17 protein-coding genes and 1 tRNA gene are annotated in these 13,172 nt (G+C 38.0%); 13 read left to right on the forward strand and 5 right to left on the reverse strand.

Features of this window, described 5'->3' with window-relative positions; genetic code table 11:
• Positions 1 to 29 precede the first annotated feature (29 nt).
• Genes BM361_RS13925 through BM361_RS13935 form a run of 3 tightly spaced genes read right to left on the reverse strand, consistent with a single transcriptional unit; the run spans position 30 to position 2,105 of the window.
• Positions 30 to 350, reverse strand: a complete 321-nt coding sequence (locus BM361_RS13925) for an FtsB family cell division protein (RefSeq protein ID WP_038261675.1) — start codon at positions 348 to 350, stop codon at positions 30 to 32.
• A gap of 23 nt (positions 351 to 373) precedes the next feature.
• On the reverse strand, positions 374 to 985 hold the full coding sequence (gene udk / locus BM361_RS13930) for a uridine kinase (protein ID WP_038261677.1): 612 nt from the start codon (positions 983 to 985) through the stop codon (positions 374 to 376).
• A 43-nt stretch (positions 986 to 1,028) separates the two neighbouring features.
• Entirely contained in the window at positions 1,029 to 2,105 is a 1,077-nt protein-coding gene (locus BM361_RS13935; RefSeq protein ID WP_074979612.1) for an anhydro-N-acetylmuramic acid kinase, read from the reverse strand.
• 73 nt (positions 2,106 to 2,178) lie between these two features.
• Here BM361_RS13935 and murQ point away from each other — a divergent pair, with 73 nt between their 5' ends.
• On the forward strand, positions 2,179 to 2,991 hold the full coding sequence (murQ, locus tag BM361_RS13940) for an N-acetylmuramic acid 6-phosphate etherase (protein ID WP_038261682.1): 813 nt from the start codon (positions 2,179 to 2,181) through the stop codon (positions 2,989 to 2,991).
• A 1-nt stretch (position 2,992) separates the two neighbouring features.
• Here murQ and BM361_RS13945 read toward each other — a convergent pair whose 3' ends face one another.
• Positions 2,993 to 4,105, reverse strand: coding sequence for a PQQ-dependent sugar dehydrogenase (locus tag BM361_RS13945; RefSeq protein ID WP_074979614.1), 1,113 nt, complete (start codon positions 4,103 to 4,105; stop codon positions 2,993 to 2,995).
• A 157-nt stretch (positions 4,106 to 4,262) separates the two neighbouring features.
• Here BM361_RS13945 and BM361_RS13950 point away from each other — a divergent pair.
• A tRNA-Pro gene (locus BM361_RS13950) sits at positions 4,263 to 4,337 on the forward strand.
• 225 nt (positions 4,338 to 4,562) lie between these two features.
• The gene (locus BM361_RS13955) at positions 4,563 to 5,807 is read left to right on the forward strand and encodes a site-specific integrase (RefSeq protein ID WP_074979616.1); all 1,245 of its coding nucleotides are present in this window, start codon (positions 4,563 to 4,565) and stop codon (positions 5,805 to 5,807) included.
• A 149-nt stretch (positions 5,808 to 5,956) separates the two neighbouring features.
• Here BM361_RS13955 and BM361_RS13960 read toward each other — a convergent pair whose 3' ends face one another.
• Positions 5,957 to 6,364 carry a helix-turn-helix domain-containing protein gene (locus BM361_RS13960; protein ID WP_074979618.1) on the reverse strand — a complete coding sequence of 136 codons (408 nt, stop codon included), beginning with the start codon at positions 6,362 to 6,364 and terminating at the stop codon, positions 5,957 to 5,959.
• Between the two features lie 133 nt (positions 6,365 to 6,497).
• Between BM361_RS13960 and BM361_RS13965 the strand changes: the two genes are divergently transcribed.
• The 10 genes from BM361_RS13965 to merTP all read left to right on the forward strand — a co-directional run bounded on the left by BM361_RS13965 (position 6,498) and on the right by merTP (position 13,172).
• Complete coding sequence (locus tag BM361_RS13965; protein WP_074979620.1) at positions 6,498 to 6,815, forward strand: hypothetical protein; 318 nt, start codon at positions 6,498 to 6,500, stop codon at positions 6,813 to 6,815.
• Positions 6,816 to 6,833: 18 nt separating this feature from the next.
• Complete coding sequence (locus BM361_RS13970; protein ID WP_074979622.1) at positions 6,834 to 7,913, forward strand: hypothetical protein; 1,080 nt, start codon at positions 6,834 to 6,836, stop codon at positions 7,911 to 7,913.
• A gap of 5 nt (positions 7,914 to 7,918) precedes the next feature.
• Complete coding sequence (locus BM361_RS13975; protein WP_074979624.1) at positions 7,919 to 8,269, forward strand: hypothetical protein; 351 nt, start codon at positions 7,919 to 7,921, stop codon at positions 8,267 to 8,269.
• A gap of 9 nt (positions 8,270 to 8,278) precedes the next feature.
• Entirely contained in the window at positions 8,279 to 8,635 is a 357-nt protein-coding gene (locus BM361_RS13980) for a hypothetical protein (protein ID WP_074979626.1), read from the forward strand.
• Complete coding sequence (locus BM361_RS13985; RefSeq protein ID WP_139226724.1) at positions 8,610 to 8,972, forward strand: hypothetical protein; 363 nt, start codon at positions 8,610 to 8,612, stop codon at positions 8,970 to 8,972. The genes BM361_RS13980 and BM361_RS13985 overlap by 26 nt, the downstream gene beginning before the upstream one ends.
• Positions 8,973 to 9,340: 368 nt before the next feature.
• Complete coding sequence (locus tag BM361_RS13990) at positions 9,341 to 9,676, forward strand: single-stranded DNA-binding protein (protein ID WP_074979630.1); 336 nt, start codon at positions 9,341 to 9,343, stop codon at positions 9,674 to 9,676.
• Positions 9,677 to 10,316: 640 nt separating this feature from the next.
• Positions 10,317 to 10,880: a BfmA/BtgA family mobilization protein gene (locus tag BM361_RS14000; RefSeq protein ID WP_074979634.1), complete on the forward strand. Its 564-nt coding sequence runs from the start codon at positions 10,317 to 10,319 to the stop codon at positions 10,878 to 10,880.
• A 3-nt stretch (positions 10,881 to 10,883) separates the two neighbouring features.
• Positions 10,884 to 11,903, forward strand: coding sequence for a MobB family relaxase (gene mobB, locus BM361_RS14005; RefSeq protein ID WP_074979637.1), 1,020 nt, complete (start codon positions 10,884 to 10,886; stop codon positions 11,901 to 11,903).
• Between the two features lie 283 nt (positions 11,904 to 12,186).
• Positions 12,187 to 12,558, forward strand: coding sequence for an ArsR/SmtB family transcription factor (locus BM361_RS14010; protein ID WP_074979639.1), 372 nt, complete (start codon positions 12,187 to 12,189; stop codon positions 12,556 to 12,558).
• 11 nt (positions 12,559 to 12,569) lie between these two features.
• The gene (gene merTP / locus BM361_RS14015; RefSeq protein ID WP_074979641.1) at positions 12,570 to 13,172 is read left to right on the forward strand and encodes a mercuric transport protein MerTP; all 603 of its coding nucleotides are present in this window, start codon (positions 12,570 to 12,572) and stop codon (positions 13,170 to 13,172) included.

Raw genomic sequence — 13,172 nt, forward strand, 5'->3', positions numbered from 1 at the left:
ATTTAACCTTCTCAAGCCTTACCAGGCCTTTATTTTTTCAGGCTGTCTGCATTTTCAATGATATAAATTTCTTCGTTATCCTTTTTTAAATAATACTCTTCTCTTCCGAAGCGTTCCAGCTCTTGTTCGTTTTTAAGCTTATTTATAGTCTTCTTATCTTTTGCAATCTCTTTTTGCAAGTGTTCCTTCTGTTTCTCTAATTTATTAATTTCCTGTTGAAGTTCAATATGTGTCAAAAGTGAATTTGCGTCAAAAAATAGCATCCATATAACAAAGACGGTAAGTATAAGTACATAAATGTTACTTACGAATGAAAACCACTTTTTATTTTTTAACTTTTTAAACTTCACTGTGTTCAAGTATTACCGTGTTCTTATAATGAAATACGCTCATTAATGATTGTACGTACAATATCAACAGCTACCGTGTTGTATTTATTGTTTGGAATTATAATATCAGCATATTCTTTGGTTGGTTCAATAAATTGCTGATGCATTGGTTTTAGTGTTGTTTGATAGCGCGTAAGGACTTCCTCAATATCTCTGCCTCGTTCATTAATATCTCTTTTTATTCTACGGATGAGTCTTTCATCAGAGTCTGCATGTACAAATATTTTAATATCGAACATATCTCTTAGCTCTTTGTTGGTTAAGATAAGAATTCCTTCAACAATCATAACCTTTCTGGGGTGGGTAAGTATGGTGTCCTGGGTTCTGTTATGTTTAACAAAGGAATATACAGGTTGATGTACAGGTTTATTTTCTTTAAGTTCTTTCAGATGTTGTACCAAGAGACCGAAATCGATTGCTCTTGGATGGTCAAAATTTATTTTAGTACGTTCATCGTAAGACAAATGCGAGGTGTCCTGGTAATAAGAGTCTTGTGAAATAACCCCGACTTCATTTTCCGGTAATTCATTAATAATTTGATTTACAACCGTTGTTTTACCACAACCTGTCCCTCCTGCAATACCTATGATGAGCATAAAGTGTTTTGTTTTTGCAAATGTAAAAAAATGAGGTTAATAATTAGCTCGGGTAAAAGATAACTCCTGAACTGGAGTCTTTACGAGCGCCGGTTACTGATTTCAGGCAATTTATTTCATTAAGGTCTCTTAAAACGCCCATAAAGGCGAATACAATTGCTTCTTTAAAATCTATTATATTTTCGTCTGGAACGACAATATCTACCCGGGGTAGTTTCTTTGCTAATACCTCAATTAAAAAGCTATTTTTCGCTCCTCCACCGGTAATTAAAAGTTTATCCTTTGGGGTATATTTTATCATGTTTATCGATTTGGCAATTTGATCGGTAATATGATGTACGGCGGTGTTAAGGAGGTTTTCAGAGGTGTCATTAAGGCATTTCACTATGGGCAACACTTGTTCTGAAAACCATTCATAGCCCAGGGATTTGGGATATGGTAATTTATAAAATTCCAAAGCATTCAGTTTCTCGAGGAGTTCGGGATTTAGATTTCCTTTTGCTGCGATTGCTCCACCTTTGTCATAGTCGAGGTTGATCTTATTGGTCAGGTAATTAAGAAGCATATTAACCGGAGCGATATCGTATGCATTTCTTTCATTATTAACATTAAAAGAAATATTACTAATTCCTCCGAGATTTAAACAAAACTTATAATCAGAGAACAAGAGTGCATCGCCAATTGGTACTAAAGGAGCGCCCTGGCCTCCCAAGGCTACATCATTTGTTCTAAAGTCGCAGATGGTTTTTATACCCGATGTATTGGCCAGGTGTTGCCCTGAACCGATTTGATAGGTTAGGCCAATGTTGGTTTGATGAAAAACGGTGTGTCCGTGACTTGCTATAAAATCTACTGACAAGTTATGGTCTTTAATAAACAAATCTACTTGTTTTCCCAACCAGGTTCCATATTGATTATTAAAGTGTAATAGTTCTGAAGCCGGAAGGTTTATTGTGTTTTTAAGTATGGCTTTAAAGGCTTCTTTATAGGCGATACTTTTCCCTTTGAGTAATTCAAAACTCCATTGCTGGTCATTTTTATTGAATTTGCAATAGGCCAGGTCGAGTCCGTCGAGTGAAGTTCCGGACATTAATCCGATAACATGATAGGTGTTTTTCAAAGGAAAATAAATTTATTAAAGTGCTTTCTTCAAATTTATAACTTTGTAACAAAAGAATCTAATTTTATATTTCATGAGCGCATACCATAAAATCACGGAGCAAACATCATTGTATGATCAGTTAGAGAACATGTCGACTGATGATATTCTTCTGAATATGAATAATGAAGATCAAAAGGTGGCACTTGCTGTTCGCGAGGTGGTTCCTGCCATATCTAAACTGGTTGATGAACTGGCCATTAGATTTGTGGATGGGGGCAGGCTCTTTTATATAGGTGCCGGAACCAGTGGTAGACTGGGGATTTTAGACGCTTCTGAAATTCCACCAACCTTTGGACTGCCTCATGAAAGGGTCATTGGCTTGATTGCGGGAGGAGATACAGCTATCAGGAAGGCTGTAGAATTTGCAGAGGATGATACCAAACAAGCCTGGATTGATCTTAAGGAGCATCGTATTACAGCTAAAGATGTGGTGGTGGGTATAGCAGCCTCCGGGACTACACCATACGTTATAGGAGGTGTTAAAGATGCTCGTGCGAATGGGATTTTAACAGCGTGTATTACCAATAACCCGGGCTCTCCTTTGGCAACATCGGTAGACATTCCTATCGAGGTGAACGTAGGGCCAGAGTTTGTTACGGGGAGTACGCGAATGAAGAGTGGAACTTCTCAGAAGTTGGTTTTAAATATGATCTCTACGGCTTTAATGATTAAAATAGGGAGGGTAGAGGGTAATAAAATGGTGAATATGCAACTTAACAACAATAAATTAGTTGATCGTGGTGCCCGTTTTATTATGGAGGAATTGCATATTGATAAAGACCGTGCTCTTGCATTACTGAAAAAATATGGCTCTGTAAAGGCGGCAATAGACGCTGAAAAATAATTTATTCAGGAACAATTCTATAGAGGCCTTCGTTTTCTACGGCGACATATATATATCCATCAGGTGCTTGCTTTACATTTCGCAGTCTTCCGATACCATCAAAGAGTTTAATTCTTTCTACTACTTCGTTGTTTTCAAGAATAAGTCGCTCCAGGTATTGGAATTTCAGGGAGCCTACCAGTAAGTCTCCTTTCCAGTCGGGATATTTATCGGAGGTTACAAAATCCATTCCGCAGGGGGCAATGGAAGGTACCCAATAGTATAGGGGTTGTTCCATACCTTCTTTTTCGGTAATATCGGTAAAGGACGACCCATCATAGTTGATACCATAGCTGATAACCGGCCAACCATAGTTAGCGCCTTTTTTGATGATATTGATTTCATCACCTCCTTGTGGTCCATGCTCATGGGTCCATATCTCACCGGTTTGCGGATGTTTAATCATTCCCTGTGGATTTCTATGGCCATAGCTGAATATTGCTTTTTTAGCGGTAGGGTCTTCATAGAAAGGATTGTCTGTAGGGATTGAACCGTCATCGTTCAGGCGATATATTTTACCGCCATCCCTGGTAATATCCTGAGGGTTTACATCGCGATTCCCTCGGTCTCCAACGGAGAAATATAGGTAATTTTGATTATCGAATTCAATTCTGGATCCAAAGTGCTGTCCTCTTGTGGAGTTTGGTTCAGCTTTATATAAGAGTTGATTTTCTACTAAAGAATTCCCTTGTAGTTTGGCTCTTAAAATCGCGGTATTTCCACCGGAACCTTCTCCCATTTCAGATGCGTATGATAGGTAGATCCATCCGTTTTCACTGTAATCAGGGTGCAGAGCGATATCTAATAAGCCTCCCTGTCCTCGGTTGTATATGGTAGGGGTGTTATTTATGATGGTTTTTTCTCCGTTTTTAAAATGAATTAATTCTCCTGATTTTTCGGTGATCAGGATGCTATTATCGGGAAGAAATGCCATACCCCAGGGGTTAGTGAGGTCGGAGACTACCAACTCAGTTTTATAGTTAATATTCTCAGGTGTTTTTATTTCGGTGTCCTTGTTTTGGGCGCAGGATACCAGGGTAATTCCCAGGATGATATATTGGTGGAATTTATTCATAACCAAGCTTTTTTGGAAAATTACAAATAATGTCTCTTAAAAACTAAACAGAAAAGTTTTTTTTATCGATTAATGTACTATATTTGCACTCCGAAAATGACTCGGGGGTATGGTTTAAATCCTTATTTAAATTAATACCAACATATTGAAATTTTTTCGGGGTGTAGCGTAGCCCGGTTATCGCGCCTCGTTTGGGACGAGGAGGTCGCAGGTTCGAATCCTGCCACCCCGACGAACCTAGAAATAGGTCACAACAAAACACTGTTAATCGTATGATTATCAGTGTTTTTTGTTTTTGCACATTTTATTTGATGCCAAATAAAACCATTTAAAACCAATAAAAAGGTGTGCAATTAGGTGTGCAATGTTTCACCAAAATTGTATTAACTTTATAGAGCTTTAAGGCATGATTTGACTTTCGTATTTACAAACTATTGTTTAACAAAAGTCATTTAAAATGAAAACAAAAAGCACCTTCACGGTGATTTTCTTTACCAGAAAATCAAGAAGCAACCCCGAACAAATTTCTATTTATGTACGCATTACCGTAGCGGGCAAACGAGCAGAAATCAGTTTAAAAAGAAGCCTTGCCAACAGCCAATGGGATGCCAACAAAAACAAAGGCAAGGGAAACACGGAAAAAATAAGAGCTTTAAACGCTTATTTAGACCAAGTGTATGCCAAACTCCTCCAATCCCATAAAGAACTGTTAGAGGAAGATAAAATCATATCCTCCGATGCCATAAAGTCCCGATATCTGGGAGAAGACGACAATAGTAAGACCTTGCGGGAACTAATAAGTTATCACAATGGCAACATGGTTCGTGTGTTGAAAGCGGGAACCATGAAGAACTATTATACCACCGAAAAATATCTGCACAAGTTCCTGTTAAAGAAAAGAAAACAAAAGGATATTTATCTAAAACAGGTAAATTTTAGGTTCATCTCCGATTTTGAGCATTATTTGCGGAATTATAAGAATTCCAAAAAACAGCATACAATGGGCAATAATGGGGTTATGAAACACTTGGAACGTTTCAAGAAAATCATAAACCTAGCCATCAAGTTGGAATGGATGCATAAAAATCCATTTGACCAGTTCCAATTGAAATACGACAAATATGACAGGGCGTATTTAAACGAAAGGGAATTGGGGTTATTGGAGAATACAAATTTTAAAAGCGAACGGTTAGAAAAGATAAAAGATTGCTTTGTTTTTTCCTGCTACACTGGATTGTCCTATATAGATGTAAAGGAACTTACGCAGGATAATATTGTAAAGGGCATCGATAACAATAACTGGATATATACAAGAAGGGAGAAAACGGATGAACTTGTAAAAGTCCCTATCCTACCAAAAGCTTGGACAATACTAGAAAAATACAGAGCGCAGCAAAAGGTAGATTTTAGCACGGGTGTACTCCCCATAAGCTCCAACCAAAAGACCAATACCTATTTAAAGGAGGTAGCAAAATCATGTGGAATCCACAAAAACATAACCTTTCATGTAGCAAGACATACCTTTGCCACTACGGTCATGTTGTCCAATGGCGTACCCATAGAAACGGTGTCAAAATTACTGGGGCATGCTAAATTATCTACTACACAAATATATGCCAGAGTAGTAGAAACCAAGATAAGTGAGGACATTAATAATTTACTTGAACGGTTTAAGAGAAAAGAGGACAATAAAAGTGCATAAATAAAATTGTTTCTTGCCTAAAAATAGAATTCCCTTTCAATACGCTTCTCACAGATAAGCGGAAGTGTATTGAAAGGGAATTTTAAAATTAAATAAATTGAAAAAATTTAAGGAATATAAATTCGTTATGTTTTTTGTTGGAAAAACGATTACTTATTTAGCAGTTTTTCTAAATATTCGATTTTATCCTTTTCAGCCTGCAACAAACGTTCATATAGCTTTTTGTTCTCTTCATAGGCTTCCATTAATTTGTCAATAGGATTAAACGTCGGATGATATAATACACCGTTTAAAACGGAATTATCATGAAAGGAATTTGAAATTATATTTAGTACAGATTCCTCTGAAAAATTTTCTATCGCTTCTTTTGTTACACCCAGAGCCTTTGCTATTTGTTCCAGTTTTTCATCCTCAATGGTCTCGCTCTGTTCTAGGTTTGAGACCGATTGTTGGCTAATACCCAACTCCGATGCCAAAGTTTCTTGTTTCATGCCCCGTAGCTCCCTGATACGGCTTATTTTTCTTCCTATATGGTTGTTCTTTGTTGCTGTTTCCATTCCGTAAATATAAGAATTTTAACAAAAAGTTTGATAAGTAAAATACAAATATCCATTGGTGGTTTACAAGTGGTTTTGGTTCGATACCTCAAAATGTAGCAGTTCCTTTATAAAAACCAAAAGGAGAACCAAAATGGATTCCAAGCAAATAAAGGACATAATCAATAGCCAAGAACCTATCGCCATCATAAAATATTTCGAATGGTCAATATTCTCGAATGATTATGCCAAAGCGCGATATACGCTATTGTGGTTTGACAAGAAGCACAACCATATCCAAGAAATTGACATGCCTTTTAACCTTGTGCCCTTTGTAATATCGAAACTGGGATGTTTTGAAGAAGTATTAAGGTTGAGCGAGGGCATCGTTTGGGAACGCATGGGGTTTAGGGAGATGATAAAAAGCTCGGTATCAAGGGCAAAGATTATCCAATTAATAAATCAACAATAACAAGTTAAGACGAACATCATGGAAACCGAAGACATCAAGACCAGAACAGGGGAAGCCCCAAAAGGGCTTAATGAAATCATTGCCAAAATAGTGGAGGAAATAGAGGTCGAACACATTTACCTGAACAGGGGAACGGACAGACATGCGTTTACCTATCGATTGAACATTATTACACGGGTAGCCCAAAATGATATTTCAGAGCAGATAAGACCCCTTCTCAATTCGATTTTACAGCAGTACCCAGACTATTGCCACCGTGTCTTTACGTTCACTTATGCGTGCAATGAAATAGCACAGGGAAATCTATATTTTATAAATAACTGCCATGAAAGCGACCTAGTCTATAAAGCAAACATTGATAGTTTACAGATGGCTTATCCCAATGGAGAACCAAGTAAACTGTACGAAAACATCAAGAAGGATTTTAAAAGGGACATGTCCCGAATGAAGTCCTTTAAAAAAGGTGTCCACTATTTCAAAGCACAAAAGAGACTCCCCCAAAGTGCCTTTATGGTACACCAGACCTTTGAGCAGGGATATAGGATTTTGGAGCGTTTCATTTGTGGCAAGGTCAAGATATGCCACAGTATCAAGAACCACCAGACCTATGTGTTGAAAACATTGAGCAAACTCGAAGGCACGTTCCAGATAGAATCCAATCTGGACAGCAAACTACTTGACCTATTGGATGATGCCTATTCATCGGCGAGATATACCAACAGCTATGATATAAGCAAACAGGAGATAGAGCAGCTCTCACAAAAACTGGGGCTGTTTATCAAGGAGATTAAGTTTTGGTTCAGGCATGAGCTGTCCGTTTTTGAGCAAAACATAACAGAAGAAGAACTTGACCACCGTCCCAAACAGGTTTTAAAACCACCAACCAACCAAAAAGAACCAGAATACCTATTCCGCAAACTCGAATTCGACAACAGCTTTGAAATGCTTTGCATGGCTAAATCCCTGATGATTGTTTGCGCTACCTGTTTACAGGATGATGTTGCCCCACCAATGCACGTAAATGGCTTTGATTATAGCATAAACGAAGTGTTGCAATTGGCGGTAAAACTTTTACCCATGAGAGAAACAAGCCTTTAGAAACCATGAAGAACAAGAAAGAACTACAAAAAGCCCTTGCAAGCTTTGAAAAGATTAAACAGTTGAGCAACGAAAACTTTGTGCTTTTGTCCCCGACAGGTGGCAAGGAAGGAGATTATTACATGAACTATGTTCGGATTTATGGCTATGCGGAATTATTCCGCACTTTAAAATCCGTAGTCAATGTATGTGTCCTTTCCTTGGAAGGTCAGATAGATTTGACCTTGGACATAAAAAACAAGGAAGATGATGTAATAAGAGTGTTGGAGTTCGCTAAATGTCTAATCCCTTTGGAAGAGGGCATTTATCTGGATGAAATGCGAAAACTGATGCTATCCGATGAAAACAACCAATGAGAAAAACGTATGAAACACAAGACCAAAAAACTCAAAGCGATAAAAGGCTTGCTCGATAGCCATGAAGGAATAAAAAGCGAACCCTATGGGAATCGAATACGGAAAACCATCCGTATTGAAGTTTCCAGTAACGAAGATATAACCAGTTACATTTCTGAACTTTTGAAAGTCTGTTATTATTGTTTGGATGGCAATGGGATGTTCGTATCCCCTGCATATAGGAGCACTATTGCAGAGTACAGTGTTACAAAGGTCATAGAACTGATTATGCAGCTCCTGCCACACGGGCAAATGCACTGCCTAGACCGTATAAATGAAGTTCTACAAAATAAAGCCAACAATGATGAAAAAAAAGAAATACCATAGAAAATCGGATAAGGAAAAGCTAGAGGCTCTAACAGAGCTTTTAAGCCCAAGAACAAGAATTGATAGAGAATCACACCAAGAAGTAACCTTTAAGGTCAGGGATAATTGCGAACTACGTTATGTTATCTCCTGTCTTTTAAGAGTAAGTATAATGGCAATAGAGTCTGGTGAGGGTGATTTAGGTTCTCCAAGGATGCCTTATGCCCCAAACGAATCGGCAATAATAATGGTTCTAGAATTGATAAATGATATTCTACCACATGACCAATTGAAAAGTTATGATAAAATAGAAGAATTATTATTGTCAGGTGAAGAAATCGAGCAGCACAAATTTTAAGGGGTCTGTAATAAATGAAGCCCTTGTAGTTTTTCGGGACAGCGAAAAACAGGGCACGGTATAAGTAATTCTAATTTAAGGGCATTGGCTCGTGTCGCTTAACTCCCTGTACGCTCCCTTCGCAAATGCCCTTAAAAGAATTTCTAATACCCTTGTGGAACTTGTCAAGACCGTAGCGAGTTTTAGAAATAAATAAGGTTTCTACTTCCTTGTTTTTAGCCCGTTGGTAAAAACCGACGTTGCAGACACTCCTGATTTATCCCTAAAAGTCTTGACAAAACCCACTTCATTTATTGCGTTGTCAGTGAGGGAAACCAACCAAACACCCCTTAAAATTTTCAGGAAATTGTAAATCTAAATATTTGGTCATGGGAATCAAGAACAAAGTACAGCTAATCGGAAATATAGGAAAGCAACCAAAGGTTACAACACTGGAAAACGGTAAAAAATTAGCCCGTGTACCATTGGCAACCAATGCGCATTATACCAATAGTAAAGGTGAAAGACAGACCAATACGAACTGGCATAACCTCGTAGCTTGGGGAAAGATTGCCGATTTTATCGAGAACCATGTAAACAAGGGCGAGGAAATTGCCCTAGAGGGAAAATTGACCTCGCGCAGCTATCGGAACAAACGGGGCAACAAGCACCATATTACCGAAGTGGTGGTTTCTGAAATCCTGTTATTGGGAAATAAGGACTGAAAAAAGCAAAGAGGGCACTAAAACCAGTTTTCAATCAGTAGTATGCGCCCTCTTATTTCATTATTGATTCCTATGGGAAACAACAATGAAACACAAAGTTAACAAATTTTAGGTTAAGCCTTGACCAATTCTCAACTGATAGAACTACCGCAATATTGGGTGTCCAGTCATTCCAAAATCGCCCTTTGAATGTCCTACATTTCCAGAATCATATTTTTTAGTGCCAAAACGTACCATTTGGGAACAAATGCCATTTTCATTTTAACAAATTATAGGTTACATTTATAGAGCTGGATTTTAGCAATTTTTAGTACGGTCAAACCAATTTTGATTTGACTTTCCTTATGACCGTACCCATCAAGAAGAGATAACGGAATTTTGATTCCGTAAAAAAAGCAACTGATAGGTAAATCAGTTGTCGGAGAATTTTGTCATGCCCTAGCATGACGGAATTTGTAGAGCAAGAGGGTAACGGGCTGACGCCCCGTTACGTATTTATTTTGCTCCGCAAAGCCCCAGTTTACAGGGGTTTAGGGATTTTTGAGGTTTTGGAATGTCAAAATAAATTGTCACAAAACCTTTGGAAAGCCCCAGAAACACTGAAAAAAATTGTAACAATATAGTATAGAACAAAGCCCAAATGGATGATTTTAAAACAGTAAGGATAAAAAAGAAGACCCTGTTAAGGTTCAAGAAGTTTTCAAGGAAAGTCAGTAACAGCTATTCCAAGACTTTGGATATGGTCATGAACTTTTTTGAGTGGCACGGGTTTTTACCCACAGACCGTTTTGGAAAGAGTGTAGTTGAGGAAATCATCAAGAACCGAAAGCGTACCGATGCGACGATAGCCATTATAAAGGATATTGAAAAGAGCCAGACCAAGCCGACCAATGCCATGTTGCTATCCCTGTTCGAACAAAATTCAGAAGGACAGGACAATGACATTGACTTTGACGATAGTTTTGATTTTGTCGAGAAAAAATTTCCCGATGGAAAACCAGAGGAAGAATGGTTTGGTGAAACCACAGTACCCAAAGTCCGCTATGAACGTTTGGAGGACAGAATGGGTTCAATAAGAAAAGATTTTGGATATGTATTGGGTAAGGTCAAAGTGGTAAAAAGCAGTTTTGGAAAGAAGCACATAAGATTGGAGCTTACCGAGGGAGAAATAGAAAAATTCAAGAGGACACTAAAAAATCTATAAACGATGTACATCGCCATTACAGCACAATATCAGGGAGGCAATTTTAAGGGGAGCGTTCGCAGCCTTGCCAATTACCTAGAGAAAGAGAACGAGGGCAAAACGCCAGAGGAACAAGAACAGTTCTTTAACCAATATGAAGACGAGGTACAGATAGAGCAGGTCATTCAGGATATTGACAGGAACACAGCAAAACTGGGAAAGAATGACCCCAAATTCTATTCAATGGTGGTCAGTCCCACACAAAGGGAGCTTCGGCATATCGGTAACGACCCAGAGAAATTGCGGGAATATACACGGGAACTTATGAAATCCTATGCCGAATCGTTTAACAGAGACCCCAAAAAGACCGTGGACGATATTAAGTACTACGCCAAGATTGAACATGCACGCTTATACAAAGAAACTGACAAGAAAATACAGGAGAACCAAGCCTATGCCAACAAGATACTGGAACTTAAAAAAGAAATACGGCAGATTGAACGTGGCGAGGGCAATGGAAATGTCGATAGGTTAAAGTTGAGGATAGCCAAACTGGAACGGGAAGCCCCACACCAACAAAACGGAAAGCGTATAGTAAACGGCATGAAAAAGGAAGGACACCAGACCCACGTACATATCATTGTCAGCAGAAGGGACATGACCAATTCTTATAGCCTTTCCCCTGGCTCAAAGTACAGGGCATCCGAAACGGAGCTGAACGGCAAGGATGTCAAACGGGGCTTTGATAGGGACAAGTTCTTTAAGGCAGCCGAAAAGACCTTTGACAAGAAGTTTGGCTATAATCGGAACTTTGTGGAGAGCTATCAGGGCAAGAACCTGTTTGTAAAAGACCCCAAAAAATTCTTTGCCGTCATGGCAGGGCTTCCCACCACAGAAAAACAAGTAGCCTTTAAGCTACTGCACAAATCAGGGGTACACATTCCCAACATTCCCACGAACAAGGCGCAATTGGCGTTCAAGGCATTAATGAAGCTCAAAAGGGGCATTGAAAAGAGCATCGGTTCGGGTGGGATAGAGATTTGAATGTTGCCAATGGAAACTAAAAAATAACCATACGAGAACAATACTTGCTTTTTATCTCACAGTATTTAGACGAGGATATTTATGTTTACCCATATATAGCTAGTTCCATAAACTGAAAGCCATCGCACATTTTTTTGTGATTTCTTTTTTTTTCCGACATACAAGCTCATGGCTAACAATATCCAAAGAGCTAAAACGTTCTCAACGTTTAAAGACCACATATTTAAGCATTTGCTTAAATACGTAATTAATTGTAAATTTGTACGACCTAAATAAATAAAATATGGAATTAGAAATAACCTGTACGAGAGCAGAAGCAAATCAAAAGCAGTTACAAAACTGTATGGAAACATTAGATAAAATGGAAGAGAGTTTTCAAAAAATATCAAAGCTATTATCCATTTCAAGTAATGAAGTACGATTAAAAATTCTATACCTATTAAATATGGAGAAAGAACTATGCCCCTGTGATTTAGCTGATATTTTAAAAATGAGTGTTCCAGCAGTTTCGCAGCACATTAGAAAGATTAAAGACGCTGGTATTATAACCGCAAGGCGTGAAGGGCAAACATTGTATTATTCATTAAATGAAGATGAAACAGATATTTTGGATAACATCTTTAAGTCGATAAAATTAAAAAGAAAAATAGCATAAATCTTATAGTTATGAGTACAATAAAAACGTCAAAAAATGCCGCATATACGGGTATATTTGCAGCTATAGCAGCCTCATCTTGTTGTATACCACCCATAGTTGCTTTAATAGCAGGAGTTGGCGGTAGTGCCTCTGCATTATCATGGATGGAACCTTTTAGACCTTACCTCATTGGTTTAGCAGTAATTGCCATTGGTTACGCATGGTATGCTTACTTAAAACCTAAAAATGAAGATGGCTGCTGTGAAGTTGATGCAAAACCGAAATGGTATCAAACTAAAGGTTTTTTAATTGGCATTACATTGTTGGCAGGGTTGTCGATTACTTTCCCTTATTACTCTTCAATTTTTTATCCAGACAATAAAAAGGATGTTGTCATTGTTAGTCAATCAGATATTCAAGCGGTAAACTTTGATGTTAAGGGCATGACATGTGCCTCTTGTGAAGAACATGTAAAACATGCGGTCAACGAATTAGAAGGTATCATAAATGTGGAAGCCTCTTTTGAAAAGGGTAGTACCAAAGTAGAATTTGATAATACAAAAACATCAACGGAAGACATTGAAAAAGCAATTAACTCAACAGGTTATAAAGTAACCGATAAAAAAGAATAA

The organism is Zhouia amylolytica, from assembly GCF_900116365.1.
GTDB lineage: Bacteria > Bacteroidota > Bacteroidia > Flavobacteriales > Flavobacteriaceae > Zhouia > Zhouia amylolytica.

Coding starts and splice junctions, on each gene's coding strand:
- murQ (WP_038261682.1), top strand. CDS start 2,179: ATGAGCGCATACCATAAAATCACGGAGCAAACATCATTGTATGATCAG.
- BM361_RS14000 (WP_074979634.1), top strand. CDS start 10,317: ATGGATGATTTTAAAACAGTAAGGATAAAAAAGAAGACCCTGTTAAGG.
- BM361_RS13970 (WP_074979622.1), top strand. CDS start 6,834: ATGGAAACCGAAGACATCAAGACCAGAACAGGGGAAGCCCCAAAAGGG.
- merTP (WP_074979641.1), top strand. CDS start 12,570: ATGAGTACAATAAAAACGTCAAAAAATGCCGCATATACGGGTATATTT.
- BM361_RS13975 (WP_074979624.1), top strand. CDS start 7,919: ATGAAGAACAAGAAAGAACTACAAAAAGCCCTTGCAAGCTTTGAAAAG.
- BM361_RS13960 (WP_074979618.1), bottom strand. CDS start 6,364: ATGGAAACAGCAACAAAGAACAACCATATAGGAAGAAAAATAAGCCGT.
- BM361_RS13965 (WP_074979620.1), top strand. CDS start 6,498: ATGGATTCCAAGCAAATAAAGGACATAATCAATAGCCAAGAACCTATC.
- BM361_RS13985 (WP_139226724.1), top strand. CDS start 8,610: ATGATGAAAAAAAAGAAATACCATAGAAAATCGGATAAGGAAAAGCTA.
- udk (WP_038261677.1), bottom strand. CDS start 985: ATGCTCATCATAGGTATTGCAGGAGGGACAGGTTGTGGTAAAACAACG.
- BM361_RS13945 (WP_074979614.1), bottom strand. CDS start 4,105: ATGAATAAATTCCACCAATATATCATCCTGGGAATTACCCTGGTATCC.
- BM361_RS13980 (WP_074979626.1), top strand. CDS start 8,279: ATGAAACACAAGACCAAAAAACTCAAAGCGATAAAAGGCTTGCTCGAT.
- mobB (WP_074979637.1), top strand. CDS start 10,884: ATGTACATCGCCATTACAGCACAATATCAGGGAGGCAATTTTAAGGGG.
- BM361_RS14010 (WP_074979639.1), top strand. CDS start 12,187: ATGGAATTAGAAATAACCTGTACGAGAGCAGAAGCAAATCAAAAGCAG.
- BM361_RS13955 (WP_074979616.1), top strand. CDS start 4,563: ATGAAAACAAAAAGCACCTTCACGGTGATTTTCTTTACCAGAAAATCA.
- BM361_RS13990 (WP_074979630.1), top strand. CDS start 9,341: ATGGGAATCAAGAACAAAGTACAGCTAATCGGAAATATAGGAAAGCAA.